Annotated in this window: 9 protein-coding genes; 8 read left to right on the top strand and 1 reads right to left on the bottom strand. The window is 44.5% G+C overall.

Annotated elements, in window-relative coordinates; all coding sequences use genetic code 11:
• Nucleotides 1-101 precede the first annotated feature (101 nt).
• The 6 genes from H9565_RS14690 to H9565_RS14665 all read left to right on the top strand — a co-directional run bounded on the left by H9565_RS14690 (nucleotide 102) and on the right by H9565_RS14665 (nucleotide 13,370).
• The gene (locus H9565_RS14690) at nucleotides 102-3,584 is read left to right on the top strand and encodes a TonB-dependent receptor (protein WP_215440748.1); all 3,483 of its coding nucleotides are present in this window, start codon (nucleotides 102-104) and stop codon (nucleotides 3,582-3,584) included.
• A gap of 18 nt (nucleotides 3,585-3,602) precedes the next feature.
• On the top strand, nucleotides 3,603-5,282 hold the full coding sequence (locus H9565_RS14685; protein ID WP_215440746.1) for a RagB/SusD family nutrient uptake outer membrane protein: 1,680 nt from the start codon (nucleotides 3,603-3,605) through the stop codon (nucleotides 5,280-5,282).
• 160 nt (nucleotides 5,283-5,442) lie between these two features.
• Nucleotides 5,443-7,851, top strand: coding sequence for a glycosyl hydrolase family 95 catalytic domain-containing protein (locus tag H9565_RS14680; protein WP_215440745.1), 2,409 nt, complete (start codon nucleotides 5,443-5,445; stop codon nucleotides 7,849-7,851).
• A 51-nt stretch (nucleotides 7,852-7,902) separates the two neighbouring features.
• Entirely contained in the window at nucleotides 7,903-9,792 is a 1,890-nt protein-coding gene (locus tag H9565_RS14675; RefSeq protein WP_215440744.1) for a beta-L-arabinofuranosidase domain-containing protein, read from the top strand.
• A 20-nt stretch (nucleotides 9,793-9,812) separates the two neighbouring features.
• Complete coding sequence (locus H9565_RS14670) at nucleotides 9,813-12,431, top strand: alkaline phosphatase D family protein (protein WP_215440743.1); 2,619 nt, start codon at nucleotides 9,813-9,815, stop codon at nucleotides 12,429-12,431.
• Nucleotides 12,432-12,443: 12 nt separating this feature from the next.
• On the top strand, nucleotides 12,444-13,370 hold the full coding sequence (locus H9565_RS14665; RefSeq protein ID WP_215440742.1) for an aldose 1-epimerase: 927 nt from the start codon (nucleotides 12,444-12,446) through the stop codon (nucleotides 13,368-13,370).
• Nucleotides 13,371-13,436: 66 nt separating this feature from the next.
• Here H9565_RS14665 and H9565_RS14660 read toward each other — a convergent pair whose 3' ends face one another.
• Complete coding sequence (locus H9565_RS14660; RefSeq protein WP_215440741.1) at nucleotides 13,437-14,312, bottom strand: AraC family transcriptional regulator; 876 nt, start codon at nucleotides 14,310-14,312, stop codon at nucleotides 13,437-13,439.
• 141 nt (nucleotides 14,313-14,453) lie between these two features.
• On the opposite strand from H9565_RS14660, the gene H9565_RS14655 reads away from it, so the two are divergent.
• Both H9565_RS14655 and H9565_RS14650 read left to right on the top strand, forming a co-directional pair.
• On the top strand, nucleotides 14,454-15,149 hold the full coding sequence (locus H9565_RS14655; protein ID WP_215440740.1) for an RraA family protein: 696 nt from the start codon (nucleotides 14,454-14,456) through the stop codon (nucleotides 15,147-15,149).
• Between the two features lie 43 nt (nucleotides 15,150-15,192).
• Nucleotides 15,193-16,353 carry a mandelate racemase/muconate lactonizing enzyme family protein gene (locus tag H9565_RS14650; RefSeq protein WP_215440739.1) on the top strand — a complete coding sequence of 387 codons (1,161 nt, stop codon included), beginning with the start codon at nucleotides 15,193-15,195 and terminating at the stop codon, nucleotides 16,351-16,353.
• The last annotated feature ends 5 nt before the right edge of the window (nucleotides 16,354-16,358 follow it).

Below are 16,358 nucleotides of genomic sequence, written 5' to 3'. Positions count from 1 at the left end.
AATAGGTGGATATCGAACAAAAAAAATCGGAAAATGCGCTAACATTTCCCGACTTACGATAATCAACTATTTAATAGTCAACTAAAAAACTTTACAAAAATATGGAAAAATGTACTGGCATGGGTACCTACAGTGCCCATTCGTTAAAATTAAATTTAAGAATGAAACTTTCGGCAATTCTTATAATGCTCTCTATTTTCTCCGTACAGGCTAACGGATACGCGCAAAAAACAAAGATCAGCCTTGACCTGAACGAGGTAGAAATACGCCAGGTCTTTGAGGAAATAGAGTCGATGACGGATTTCAAATTTCTTTACAATAACCAAAAATTGGATATAAAGAAATTGGTCTCGGTCAAGGTTACCAATCAGCCGGTAGCGAAAATATTGGACATACTCTTTAAGGGAACGCCCATTAATTATGTCATCTTGAAAAAGCAGATTGTAATCAAGGTCGATGCTTCCAAAGCCCAAACAACGCGAGTCGTGCCAGATAAATCGAAGGTAGCCACAGTGGTCCAAAGGCAAGTACAGGGTGTCGTGTTGGATGCGAACCAAGAACCGCTTCCAGGGGCGAATATTGTGGAAAAGGGCACTACAAACGGGGTTACGGCCGACTTTGACGGTAATTTTGCCATAAACGTGGCCAATGAAAATGCCATACTTGTGATTTCCTACATAGGCTTCGCGACCAAGGAGGTCAGCCTAAAGGGACAGACTTCGGTAAGTGTACAAATGGAGGAAAGTGCCTCGGGTTTGGATGAAGTCGTTGTTGTGGGATACGGAACCAAGCTAAAAGGGGAATTGACAGGTTCGGTGTCGAAAGTAGGCGATAAAATATTTGAAGACCGTCCGGTGATCAACACCTTGGATGCCATGCAAGGGGCCATGCCAGGGGTTACCGTAACTCGAAGTAGCGGGCAACCGGGGCGTGAAGGCTACTCCATTAATATTCGGGGCGCATCGTCCATAGCGGGTAGTAGTCCTTTGATCTTGATTGATGGAATTCCCGGAGATCTCAACACCATAAACCCTAATGATATTGCAAATGTTACCGTTCTAAAAGATGCGGCAGCTTCGATCTACGGTGCGCGTGCGGCCGATGGGGTGGTGATGGTGACCACGAAAAAGGGAAAGAAAGGGCGCTTGTCGGTTAATTACTCCTATAACTATGGGGTCAATATTCCAACCTACATAAGCGAAATGACCAACACCTTGCAAATGGCGGAAATGTACGATGAGGGAATGCGTAACATCGGGCAGCCCGGGGTGACCGAAGAAGTATTCGATAAAATCAGAAACAACGCTGCGCCCGAACCGGGCAATGGGTGGATGAAGTATTTGGAAAACTATCCAGGATTTTATGGCTCCCACGATTGGTTGAAGGAAATCTACGGAACCGGAACCCAAAGCATGCACAACCTATCGATTTCAGGTGGGGAAGAGAATCATGATTACCTGATTTCGGCAGGCTACAAATCGAACAATGGCGTCATCACCCATGGCGTATCAAAATCGGACCTGTACAACCTTAGGGTGAATTTCGGCTTCAATCTTTTTAAGAACAAGCTACAGGTGAACCTACGTACGGCATTCGATAACAATGTGGTAAAGGAACCATCGGCTTTGGGAAGCGCCATAGAAAGTGCACACCTGATGTGGAGCTATGCCCCTACATATACGCCCGATGGCCAGTTTTACTGGTATCAAAACTATCAGAATCCCATACAATTATTAGAGGAAAACGGAGAGAAAAGCTCAGACCTAAAGAAATTTCAAACCAACTTAAAGGCCGACCTTAGTATTACCGATGATTTAAAGCTGGTAACGCAAGTAGGGGTGAATTTCGAATTATACGATTCCAATGCTTCTAACCGTACCTTCGACTTGATCAATTGGGACGACGAAACCTTCGGTACGCGAAACAACCCGAATTCCGCGACCTATTTCAATTCTAAAAACACCTATGGTTCATATACGGTATACTTAGATTACAATAAAACCTTGTTCGAAAAGCATCGTATTAATTTGATGGGAGGTGTCTCGCACGAGCAGAACGAATATGAAAGCCAAAGTATAACGGGCTATAACTTTAAGTCGAACGACATATTTACCCTAAACTTGGCCGATAGGACCGATGTCGCCTTTATGGATTATACGGGGTCGTTGACCGATTGGGCTTTGAACTCCTATTTCGGAAGGTTCAGTTATTCGTACAATCGTAAATTCTTTGTCGATGTAACCACAAGAATAGACGGAAGTTCAAAATTTGCGGCCAGCGAAAGATGGAGTGCCTTGTTTCCCGCCGTATCCGCCTCATATAATTTGGGAGAGGAGAATTTTATAAAGAATTCGAATACAATCAACGATTTAAAATTGAGGGCCTCTTGGGGCCAATCGGGAAACCAAAACCTAAGTTTCGGTAACTACGATTACATTCCCCTTATTACGGTATCGGGGAACTATCCACTGGGCTCGCCCAATGTTGGTTTGCCAGGTGCGGTGGCCAGTATAGCCTCCGAATCGCGTACATGGGAGACGATAGAGACTTCCAATATCGGTGTCGACTTTGCCTTGTTTGATTCAAGGTTGGCCGGTAGTTTCGATTATTTCGTAAAGAAGAACAGCGATATGTTGGTCAATGTAACCTTGCCAGCAACCCTTGGTGGTACGGCCCCTACATTGAACATCGGTGATTTGGAAACCAAGGGATGGGATTTCTCCATAGGTTGGAGCGATACCAAGGGCGACTTTAAATATTCCATTTCCGCCAACGTGAGTGATGCCAAAAACAAACTGACCAAACTGGAAGGAAACGATTCCTATGCCGAAGGATTGGTGTCGACAAGACAGGGCTACCCCATAAATTCGTATTTCGGATTTGAATCCAATGGCTTTATTCAAAATCAACAGCAGTTGGACGAATACAAAAAATTGGAAAACGTTCCTCAGAATATCGGTATTGGCGATGCCATGTACAATGATTTGGACGGTGACGGAAAAATTACGGCATTCGGCAACCCCGAAGCGGGTACCACGGGCGATATGAAGTATTTAGGGAATACCAACCCTAGGTATACGTATTCTTCGAACATCAGTTTATCGTACAAGAACTTTGACTTTAGCATGCTCTTTCAGGGAGTCGGCAAGAGGGTCGGTATTAGGGAAGGTGTACCTAGCATGCCCTTGTACTACGTATGGCACCCTTCTATAAGCTACTTTCACGGAAAAACATGGACGCCCGAAAGAACCGATGCCGAATTTCCTAGAATTATCCCCGGTGGTGTAGGATGGGATGAACTAAGGGACTGGAACTACAAATATTCCGATCGGGTGGTAAACAAGCTTTCCTACCTAAGGGTCAAGTCCTTGGTGCTTGCCTTTAACCTACCGGAATCGATTTGTGAATCATTGCGATTGGAGAGCTTTAGACTTTATACAAGTGCCGATGACCTTTTTACTTTTAGTAAGGGCACATGGGGCAATTCTTATGATCCCGAAAGTTTGTTCGCGGGTAGAAACAAGACGTACCAGAATTACCCATTTACCAAAACCATTTCACTGGGCGTTGACCTGAAATTTTAAACCCTAACAAATAGAAAAATGAAAAAGTTATATAATTATATTATTTTGGTTGTTTTGCTAATTTCCGGGTGTACCAAAGACTTGGATCTATATCCTCTTGACTCTATTTCAGATGCCACCTTCTGGGAGACTGCCGACGATTTTAAATTGGCTTCCAACAACCTTTACTATTCGCTGTCACAGCAAAAGATAGAAGCCGATGTAGAGTCTGAAATCGCTTATTTCACCGATAATTCCATAAGTAACGGAACCTATGTGGTTTCTGATACCGATAGTAAATGGAATACCCCTTATACCTACATTCGTCAGTGCAATAAGATTTTTGCCGAAGCGGAAAATTCTGGAAAATTAGAGGATGCCGATGTAAAAAGGTTTGTTGCGGAAGCTAAATTTTTCAGGGCTTGGAACTATTGGATGCTTTTTAGGTTGTACGGGGGAGTTCCCTTGATAAAGGATGTTCCCGATATCGATTCGGAAGGATTGTACGACGCAAGGGCCACAAGAAAGGAAACTGTCGATTTTATGCTACAAGACCTTACCGATGCTAGTCTAGACCTGCCTTTAAAATCAAGTCTTGCCTCAGCTGACGTGGGTAGGATTACCAAAGGTGCCGCCTTGGCATTAAAGGCTAGAATCGCCCTTTTTGAAGGAACCTGGGGGAAATATCACGGCGCTGGTGATGGTGGATATTTAGATGTAGCCATTGCATCGGCCAGTGAGGTCATCGATAGTAATGAGTTCAGCCTGTTTACGGGTAAGGGTGCCGAAAGTTATAGATACCTCTTTATCGAGGAAGGAGACGACTCTCCAGAGAGTATATTGGACAGTCGCTATGAGGTGAACGTACGCGGTCAGAATTTCAGTGACCGTATTTTAGGTGGGGAATATATCCCTACCAAGAAATTGGCCGATGAATACTTATGTACCGATGGACTCCCCATCGATAAATCGGATGACTTCAATGGGTATGATACAAGGACTTCGGAATACGAAAACCGTGATCCCCGTATGGAAATGACCTTTGTGCGTCCCGGTAGTTCCGTGGTCTGGTCACTTTTTCCGGAACCTATTGAAAGTTGGCCATTTTTCCCATCAAGAAATGGGAATACGGGCTATATGACCAATAAATACAGGTCTGAAAATGAGTTTGGGAATACCACCCAACAGAACCAATTCGGATGGGATACCCATGTAATCCGCTATGCCGAAGTATTGCTTATCTATGCGGAAGCCTTGTACGAAAAGAACGGTAGTATCAGTGATATCGATTTAGATAAGTCGATCAATGTAATCCGTGATAGGGTAGGCATGCTTCCTCTAAAAAACACCTTTGTTAGTTCGAACGGATTGGACATGAAGGAGGAGATACGAAGGGAGCGTACGGTTGAACTTGCCTTGGAAGGCTATCGCTACGACGACTTGCGAAGATGGAAGATCGCCGAAGAGGTTTTACCACAGACCGTCTTAGGTATCAAAATAGTTGGTTCACAATGGGGTACCGACCCTATTATCATCAATGACGATGATAAGAACATCTATCTCAAGGAAGACTACCAGAGCCGAACCGATGCGAATGGCTTCCTTATTGTAGAGCCTTCTGAAAGACGTTATTTCGACGCTGGAAAACACTATTTGAGGCCCTTGCCTACAAGGGAAATCAATATAAACCCAAAGTTGGAACAAAACCCGGGTTGGTAAACCTTGTTTTACCGCTCTTTACAATTAAAATTGGGGCGATAGTTATCGCCCCAATATTTAAATTTTTATTCAGGCGCATTGGGTTTTTGAACAGGTAAGGTATTGAAGGAAACCGGAAAAAGAAAATATGATGAAATACAACATTGTCAAATTATTTATAGTGGCCATAATATTTCTTTCTTGTCACCGTCAAGACGATAACAAGAAAGAAATCTATTCCAAAGCTATATATAGTATGCTACCCGCGGATATGTGGCAAGATGCCCTCGTGAGTGGTAATGGGGCAATGGGCATAATGGTATTTGGTCAACCTGAAAATGAACAGGTCATCTTTAATCACGAATTCCTCTATGAGCCTATCGGAAATGAGAATGTAGAGCCACCGAATATTGCGAAGTACTTACCGCAGACCAGAAAAATGTTGATGAATGGCGACTATGAAGGGGCCATTAACTATTCCATTGATAGGGCAAAAGATGAAGGACTCCCCAAATTGTTATGGACGGATCCGTACCATCCGGCCCTTGTCATGAACATCCAACAACCCCAGATCAATTCTATCGAGGATTACGGAAGAAGCCTAAATTTTGAAACGGGGGAAGTGGTGGTAAGTTGGAAAGATGACGGACAGCGTTTTGACCGCCGATCTTTTGTGAGCAGAAAAGACCATGTCATTGTTCAAAAAATTGGCGGTGATGGGGCTATCAATTGCGAAATCTCAATGGATATGCAGGGGGCAAAACCGGAAGATTGGGCCACTAGGGAAGAAGTCCCCTACGGGGTGTCCGATGTTACGCGGTCGATAAGTCCCGATTGGCTTTTATTCCGCGTGAATTACCGGGTCAACAAACGCGGTTATGACGTGCTTACCAAGGTCGTTGTTAACCAAGGGCATACGGCTGTAAACGACAGCGTTTTGAGTATTCGCGATGCGGAAGAAGTACTGCTGATCAGTAAAATAATTCCATTGGAAGATTTTGGAAAAAGCCAAATTGAAGAGGCCAAGGAAGCCATAAACGAAGTTGGGCTAGACTATGGATCCTTATTATCGCGTCACGCTAAAGTCCACCAAGAAATCTTTAACCGGGTAGACTTTGATATTTACTCCAACGATTCGGTGCGGCACGCGACAGAGGAACTGATTGCCCAACAGATTGAAAATCCCGATCGTATTTCTCCCGAATTTCTAGAAACCATGTTCTATATGGGGCGGTACGCCCTATTGTCTTCGAGTGGCGAAAATCCGCCCAATCTAATGGGGATATGGAACGGGCAATGGAGACCGGAATGGTCGGGTGACTTTACCACCGATGCCAATGTCAACCTACAGATTTCCTCGGCGAACATTACCGACATGCCCGAGGCGATTGATAGTTATATGAAAATGTTGGAGCGGATTGCCCCCGATTGGGAAATAAATGCTAAGAACATTTACGGTTGCAGAGGGTATTTATCAGGATTCAGGACCTCGGGGAGAAGGGGCTTGCATACCCATTTTAACGCCTCCTTTCCGGGTCAGTTTTGGGTGTCAGGGGCAGGATGGCTGCTCTCCCCATGCTATGAGTATTATCAAACGACAGGGGATGAGAAGTTCTTGAAGGAACGCTTGTTGCCGATGATGGAAAAGACGGCTCTCTTTTATGAGGACTTCCTCACCGTTAAGGACAGTAAGGGAAATTTTGTTTTCGTTCCTTCCTATTCTCCGGAAAATACACCGTCAAACTTAAAGGTGGGCGGGGTAATAAACGCTACCATGGATATTGCCGTAGCCAAGGAGATTTTTACCAATCTGATTACCGTGTACGATAATTTGGGCATTAAATCAGAAAGGAGAAAGCAATTACAGGAACTAAGGGACAAGCTTCCTCCTTACCTTATCAACGATATTGGAGGATTAAAGGAATGGGCCGCCCCCAATTTAGAGGACAATTATGACCATCGCCACGCATCGCACTTTTATCCGGTGTGGCCGGGACATGAGATTAACCCAGAAGAAACGCCCGAGCTTTTTGATGCGGCCATAATAGCGGCAAATAAGAGAAAATCCGGCAACTTTTCCGCGCATGGACTTATGCATCGGGCCCTGATCGGCGCAAGACTGAAACAGGCCGATTTACTGTATAAAAACTTGAGCTATATGCTGTCTAAAAAGTTTATTTACAGGGGAATGTTTACCTCCCATAATCCGAATCTCGAAATTTTTAACTCCGATGCACTCTGTAGTTTGCCCACCGTAGTGGCCGAAGCCTTGGTATACTCTCGCCCTGGGTTTATTGAGTTGTTGCCCGCATGGAAGGAAGATATCGCCGTGGGCAAAATCACAAATATAGCGTGCCGTACCCAAGCTCGAGTAAAGGAGCTGTCCTGGGATTTTGACAAGGGTGTTGTCCGCTGTTCCATTTATTCCAATAAAAAGCAGCATATCAATCTATTGATCAGAGGCTATCATACCACTTGGACCAGCGAGGATAGCTCGGGGAAAGCGCTTACAAGCAAAGGCGAAGCGTTGGAAATTTCATTTGAAGAGGGAGAGACCAAGACCTTTACGATAAGCTTGGGGAAGCGCTGAACAACAAAATTATAAGGATAGATGAATAGTAAAAATTTAAACCATAAGATAATGAAAAGTACTCTTGTTTACATTGCTTTAGTAGCGGTATGTATACCTCTGCTCCATGCCCAAGATGCTGTACCGGCAAAAGTTTCGGATGAGTTTCATCAAGTTTTAGTCAAGAACGTCAAGATAGAAGGCGAAATCGGAAGGCGACTTGATGTGACCATGGACAACAACATCAAAAAACTCCACCTCGATAAAAACTTCACCGATCATTTCAAGGCCAAAACCGGACCCGAAGTGGTAGGGGCCTTTATCGGTATGGGAATGCTTATAGATGCCTCCGTACGATTGGCGGCCTATTCCCATGATCCGAAAATGATAGAAATAAAGAACGAGATCGTCGATAAGGTTATTTACGAACAGCTAAAAAATGGGTATTCTGGATTTTATAAGCCGGAACGTAGACTGTGGAACAGCCAAGGCGGTGGTGATAATTGGGATATCCATGAAATGGCCTTTATTATTGACGGGCTAACTTCCGACTACGAATTGTTCGGAAACAAACGCTCGCTCAAAGCGGCCATAAAGACGGCGGATTTTATTATGGAACATTGGCATGAAATGCCCGATGATTACGCCGCCGAAGTAGATATGCACGTGCTCGACACGGGAATCGATTGGGCCATTTTCAGACTGTACAAGACCACGGGCGAAAAACGCTTCCTCAATTTTTCGGAAAAGACCAAGTCTTTGTACCAATGGGATACCAAGATCGAGATCGGCCGTAGACCTGGGGTAAGCGGACATATGTTCGCCTATTTTGCCATGTGTATGGCACAAATTGAACTTTACCGGTATACGGGAAACAAGGAGCTCTTGCAACAGACCGAGAATGCCATGCGGTTTTTCTTGGCGGAAGATGGTCTGACCATTACGGGAAGTGCCGGACAACGTGAGATTTGGACCGACGACCAAGATGGCGAAAACGAATTGGGGGAGACCTGTGCCACGGCATATCAAACCAGGGTGTATGAAAGCCTGCTGCGTTTAACCGGAAAGGCGGAATACGGCGACCTCATTGAAAGAACCGTGTATAACGGACTCTTTGGCGCCCAATCGCCAGACGGGGAAAAGTTACGCTACTATACCCCCTTTGAGGGCGAGCGTCATTATTACGATGTGGAATACATGTGCTGCCCCGGCAATTTTAGAAGGATTATTTCCGAACTGCCCGGAATGGTATATTATCGGTCGAAAGAAGATGGGGTGTCCGTGAACCTATACGCCCAATCCGAAGCAAAGCTTGAGCTCGATAACGGTATTACGGTAGACTTGCAACAAAAGACCAGCTATCCGACCTCGGGAAGGGTAGAGCTATCGGTCTCCCCGAACAAGGCATCGACCTTTCCACTTTCCTTGAGGATCCCTTCTTGGGCCAAGGAGGCAACTATTACGGTCAATGGCGAAAAATGGCCGGGAGAAATCAAGCCGGGGACTTTTGTGAATATTACGAGGGAATGGACTTCGAAGGATCAGGTAGTTTTAGATTTTCCTATGGATATCCGTTTTATAAAAGGAAGGAAAAGAAATTCGGGACGGGTGGCCCTTATGCGTGGCCCCATAATCTATGGGTTGAACCTAGATAAGAATCCGGAAGCTACTGCAAACGGGAAGCGTTCCTTTTACGACCTGAGAAGGATTTTGTTGGACCCGAGTACCTTGAGCGGCCCTGAAAGTGACGATTCGGTACGTCCTGATGGTACAGCCCTTTTTATTAGCGGTTGGAGGGAAAACAATAGTGGAAAGGCAGATCGTAAACATGAATTTAGGTTGAAACTGACCGAATTTCCCGATCCCGATAACGAATTCATTTATTTCAAAATACCCGATTACAGCATAGAAGTAGAAGATGAATTGGTAGATAAATCGGGAAATTATTTGAATGTGGATTAGTCCACTAAACCATAAATAACATGAAACGTAGGGATTATATAAAGACGGTGTCGCTGGGAGCGATCATACCTATGGCGTTTTCAGGCTATGGGATGTCTAGTTTTTTTAAAAAGGAATTGGGGAAGAATGTTCCCGTACAGTTTAAGAGTGCTTGGGAACTGTGGTACGACATGAAGTGGGTAGGCCCCGAATATTGGGGAAACAGGTTGCAAGACTGGGAAATACGTGACGGCAGGTTGCTTTGTAATATAACGGCAAAGAACAGAAACTTGCAGTTGCTGACGGTTCAAAACCACAACGGCGATGCCGGGGTGCGTACCTCGGTCACCATTGAAGTGGTAAACCCTGAAATACAGCAATTGAACAAGGGTTGCGTAGGAATGCTTTTAGGGGGGAAAGGCGATTTTGAAGATTACAGGTCTGCCATTTTTGGAAAGGGATTGGTTGTAGGGCTGACACCAAAGGGTAAGTTAAAGGTGGGCGAGGCGATAATCGAAACGGGATTCGAGGAGCTGCCCAAACACTTTACCTTATCGGTAAGCACTTCCCTCGGGTCAAATGACAGCCAGAACCTTCAAGTTGAAGTGTTGGCAGAAAATAAAACCCTCTTCCTTAGCAAGGACTTGGTCGTACAAAAAATGGAGGTACTTGGCAATTTTGCCCTTATGGCAGATTTTCAAGGGAAGGGCCTAACCGAAGATCGCCCATCGTGTGCCTTCTCCGATTGGACCATTCAATCCTCATCACTGTATGAAAACGAGGACCAGATATTCGGACCCATTTGTTTTACCCAATACACCTTACATAGAAAGCGATTAAAGCTTAAGGGACAGTTTGCCCCATTTGAAAAAATACCGGGACATAAACTAAGGTTGGAATTTAAAAAAGAAGGCGGATGGGCCGTAGAAAAGGAAATAAGCTTGACGCATGCCGGGAGAACGGAACTTTTTGTAATTGACAATTGGGAAGGGGACAAGGATGTGCCCTATCGTATTGCCGTAGAATTGCCCAGAAAAGATGGGGTTCTTCAATACTACTATGAAGGGACTATCGCCGAAGAGCCCAAGGATAAAGACGAGCTTAAATTGGCCGTATTGAATTGCAATGCCGATTACGGTTTTCCCGATAGTGATATCCATGAGGCCTTGAGTAAACTAGACTACGATATATGTGCTTTTCTCGGGGATCAGTTTTATGAGCGGAACGGGGGTTACGGATCGCAATTTACGGGCGATTTCGATAAACGCTGTCTTGATTTTTTAAGAAAGTGGATGATGTTCGGTTGGTCGTACCGCGAAGTGTTCCGGCATAAACCCTGCGCCGTCATCACCGATGACCACGATGTGTACCAAGGCAACCTATGGGGGGCAGGAGGAAGCCATACGGACCCTAGTTTGGGCTACGGTTCAGATGCCCAGGATACGGGAGGATATAAAATGGATCCCGAGTGGGTGAATATCCTTCAGTTTACCCAGACCGCCCATTTGCCCGACCCCTACGATGCTAGGCCTGTAGAACAAGGAATCAATGTATACTATACACAATGGGATTATGCCGGGCTGAGTTTTGCCATTTTGGAAGACCGTAAGTTTAAATCGGCCCCAAAAATGGTATTACCGCCCGAGGCCGAAGTCTATAACGGTTTTATCGTGGGCGAAAATTTCGATATCAAAAAACACAGGAATATAGAGGCCGACCTACTGGGGGAACGCCAAGAGGCATTCCTTGAAGATTGGGTACAAGACTGGCAAGAAGACACCCAGATGAAGGCCCTTTTGTCACAGACCATTTTTGCCGCGGTCGCAACCTTGCCCAAAGACAATAATACGGGCGAAACCATGGTGCCGACCTTGTACGTGCCTGAAAAAGGGGAATACATTGAAGGGGATGTGATGACCGTAGATGCCGATAGTAACGCCTGGCCCCAAAATAAAAGGGACAAAGCCTTAAAGACTATCAGAAAAGCCATGACCTTTCACATCGCGGGAGACCAGCATCTAAGTACATTTATCAAATATGGGGTAGACGAATTTGGCGATTGCGGTTATGCTTATACCGGTCCTGCACTAAACAATGTTTGGCCGAGAAGGTTCTGGCCTCCGGTCGATGGCAGAGAACATAGCCATGATAAACCTGCCTACACGGGCGACCATATCGATGGATTTGGAAATAAGATTACCGTAGAGGCTGTAGGCAATCCGTATAACTCGCACAAAGAACCTATTATTTTGCACAACCGGGCCTGTGGCTACGGTATAGTGAGCTTTAACAAAAAAGAACGCACCATACGGACCGATTGCTATAAACGTTTCTACGACCCCTTACAAAGCGACGCACAATACCCAGGTTGGCCGATAACCGTGAAGCAGGAAGACAATTACCTTTCAAAGGCTGATCTGTTTTTGCCGGAATTGCATATTACTTCAGAAAAGCTTCCCTTATTAAAGGTGTTTGAAGAAGACGGCACTTTGTTATATGTATTGCGATTGCCTTCCAATACGTATAGCCCAAGGGTATTTGCCAAGGGGAAATATAGTATTTCCTTGGAAATTATAGGTAGCCCGTCACTTGGGAAGCAATACAAAGTAAAAGCCGGGCGGGAACCGCTCAAACACTTGAAAATCAATATGACCGTCTGATTTTTATAATAAATGAAATACGACATCATAAGAACCCGAATCGATGGTCATACTATTTTAGAATGCATCGATAGTGAAACTCATAATTCATTTTCGCTTATACCCGATTATGGGGGAAGCCTTAATTCTTTTGTCTGTAAGGGCAAGGAAGTACTTTTGGGGGCACGTAATGCAAAGGAATTTCAAGATTTTACCGTAAATGGCTATGCCGGGGCACAGTTGTTTCCTTTTCCCAACAGGATCAAAGGAGGGAACTATACTTTTGATGGTGAAGAATTCTCATTGCCGCTCAATGATCATCCCTATAAAAATGCCCTTCACGGTTTAATTTATAATCGCCCGTTCAAGGTTGTCGATATAGGGGCAAGTCATGGTCGGGTAAAATTGGAATACCGATATCAACACGACCATAGGGGCTACCCTTTTGATTTATTGTTGTCCAATACCTATCAGCTTTCCGGTAATACGCTTTCGATCCACACGGTAATTAAAAACTTAGGTAGTGATACGGCCCCGGTGGGACATGGGTGGCATCCCTATTTTATGGCACCTGAAAAAGCGGATGTCTATAGCTTGGAAATGGGGCAACAAGGATATTACGTCATTGATCATGATCTGGTTCCGACAGGTGAATTGGTAGATACCTTTGGCGCTTCCGATTTGAAGCCTATTGGAGCTACTGAACTAAATCATTGTTTTGTTTTCGAAAAAGGGAATGTCTCAAAAGTAAAACTGATAAATTCAGTGAACGGCAAGGAGGTAGAAATTAGTACAAAGGGATATCCGTATATGCAAGTGTATATTCCTCCTCATCGAAACAGTATAGCCTTGGAACCCTGCACTTGTATTCCTGATGCGTTTAACAATCATGTGGGAAGCCGTTATTTGAAGCCTAGCGAGGTATGGGAGTTACAATTTGATATTACCGTCAAAGCTTAGGGAAGACATAAAATAGACCATACTTTGAGTCAATGGTTAATGCCCTATAACCAAAGGTGTATCCTTTTAATCTGAATTGAAATTGTATTGGTTTCTGTAAAGGGTAGGGGTTTTTCCTGTGATTGTTTTAAACGAGCGACTAAAATAGGTGAAACTGTCAAACCCACATTCATAGCAGATTTGACTGGTCGACAGTTCGTTGCTTTGTAAAAGCTTACAGGCATATCCGATTCTCGCTTCCTTGACAAATTGGGAAAATGTTTTTCGGGTCTTCTTTTTAAAGAATCTACAGAATGCACTCTTGGAAAGGTTTAGCAGCTTTGCCGCTTCGTCCAAATCTATTTTTTCGGTCAAATGTTCCATAACGTACTCGTACACCTTGTCCAGTCTTTCGTCGTTTCCTTTATTGAACGATTTGACAAAACCAGAAGTGGCCAAGACCTGGTGTTCGGTATTCGTTGCAATATCGTTCAGCACCTCAAAGAACAACATTAGCTTTTCAAAACCTTGAACATGGGTCAACTTCTCGATTTTTGCACTGATTTCCGTTCGGGTGGGGCCATCTATGCGAATACCGTATTTTGCCTTTTTCAGCAGGTCGTCTATAGCTTTTATGCCTTCAAGGGTCAAAAACCGGCTTCCCCAAATTTCAGGGTCAAAATGGATGATTATTGCCGAAACATAATTGCCCGAAGTATTCTCGTAATAGGGTGCGTCGTTCTGCCAAAGGTGGGGTAGATTAGGCCCAATCAAGACCAAGTCGCCGGCCGAGAACTGATCGATATGATCACCGATAAAACGCCTTCCCTTACTTTTTAATATTAGGGTGAGCTCAATTTCACTGTGAAAGTGCCATGAATTGTAAAAATGAGGCAATTCGTCCTTTCTAATTTCGAAAGCCTTATTTGAGGGTAATGTGATTTTTTGTGAAATAGCCTTCATAATCGTTTATATTGTCAAAATTTAACCTCATTTTTTATAAAAATGTAAATATAGTGTATTTTATTGTGAATAATGTGTAGGTGTGGAGCGCTCCTGTGGATTAGCTTTGAGTTTCTAACCTATTCTTAAAATAAAGAGTATATGAATGTACCTGATCTGACAGATGAAGAATTGTTCGCGGCGGCGCGAAAAGAATTATTTACGGCCGTAGTTGGGGATGCTATGGATAAGATGAAACTGTACCATCAGTTTTTACCGGCCCGAATACAGCCGCTTAAATCTGAGATGTTGTTAGTAGGACGGGCCATGACCGTGCTCGAGGCCGATACTTTTGAGGAAACCCCGACTTTCACGAACAATCCTATATTGAAAAAACCATTCGGCCTAATGCTCGAGGCTTTGGATGACTTAAAAAAAAATGAGGTCTATATATGTACGGGAGCCTCTGACCACTATGCCTTGATCGGGGAAATTATGATGACCCGCGTCCAAAAACTCGGTGCCGCCGGTGCCGTGGTCAATGGCTATTCAAGGGATACCCACGGAATGCTGGATCTCGACATGCCTATTTTTTCCTATGGAAATTATGCGCAAGACCAAGGGCCCAGGGGCAGGGTAATCGATTTTCGGGTGCCTATAGAAATAGAAGGGGTACGAATCGAACCCGGAGACATCGTGGTAGGCGATGTAGATGGGGTCTGTATTGTACCTAAAAAACATGAAAAGGAAGTTTTTGAACGGGCCTTTGAAAAAGCAAGGGGCGAACGAAAAGTGTTGAAAGCGGTACAAGACGGAATGAGCGCCGTAGATGCATGGAATACATATGGTATCATGTAGCCTTTAATGGTAGAAACGAAATAAATAATTCGAATATAGTATAATGAAAATAACCGAAGTAAAAGTTTGGCTGGTAGAAGGGGTAAAGTATAACTGGACACTATTAAAGATATATACCGATACCGGGCATACCGGTGTTGGCGAAGCAACGAACTGGCCCGGTAGCCAGATTGTGGAAGCCGCTACCCGCGAACTTGGGGAGCGAATTATAGGATTGGATCCCATGCGTACCGATTTTATATGGACAAAACTTTATCGTGATTTGAATTGGGTCGGACCTTATGGCGCCAGTATGTGTGCGATAAGTGGCATTGATATGGCCCTTTTGGATTTGAAGGCCAAGGTGTTGGGCGTTCCCATGTACGATCTGTTAGGCGGCCAGTACCGAACGGAAATTCCGCTATACGCCAATTATTGGTTCATAGGAGGGGGGCATAATACCGAAGATTACGTGCAACAAGCCAAAAAAGTAAAGGAGGCCGGCTTTAGCGGATTGAAGTTTGATCCCTTTGCGCACACCAATTATTTTTACGGGGATGACCTTGCTACGGAGCTTTCCCTTACCAAAACACAACAAGATCTGGCCTTTAATATCAGCAAGGCCGTTCGTGAGGCCATCGGTCCGGATATGGACATGATGATCGAAACGCACGCCATGTTGAATTTTAAGGTAGCCGTGGCCATGGCCGAACGATTTGCCGCCTTGGATATCGCTTGGTTTGAAGAGCCGGCAGGACCGGAAAGTACCAAGACGCTTAGGGCCTTTAGGGAGCGCATCGACCCTAAGGTTTCTATCTGTGTTGGGGAAAGGCACTATACGCGCTATGGAATACGCGATGTTCTGGAGAGCTATGTGGCCGATATTATCATGCCCGATATAACGAGATGCGGTGGGCCTAGTGAAATGAAACGTATGGCTACAATGGCGGAAGCCTACAATGTTTTGGTGGCCCCGCACAACCCCAATGGACCATTGTCTACATTAGCGAGTTCACATGTTTGTGCTTCTATTCCCAATTTCTTCCGCCAAGAGTTTATTTTTAATGATGTGCTTTGGAGGGATGAGGTGATAAGCCACCCCCTGAATATTCAAGAGGGTAAACTGGTAATTTCGGATAGACCGGGATTAGGGGTGGACCTCATTGAGAGCGAAATGGAAAAACACCCTGGAATACGGAAACACAAGGAAGGGTATTACATTTAATAAAA

Origin of the sequence: Zobellia russellii (assembly GCF_018728565.1) — a bacterium.
Taxonomy (GTDB): Bacteria; Bacteroidota; Bacteroidia; order Flavobacteriales; family Flavobacteriaceae; genus Zobellia; species Zobellia russellii.
Note: the sequence above shows the minus strand (reverse complement) of the source record. Positions and strands in the feature narration are given on the sequence as shown.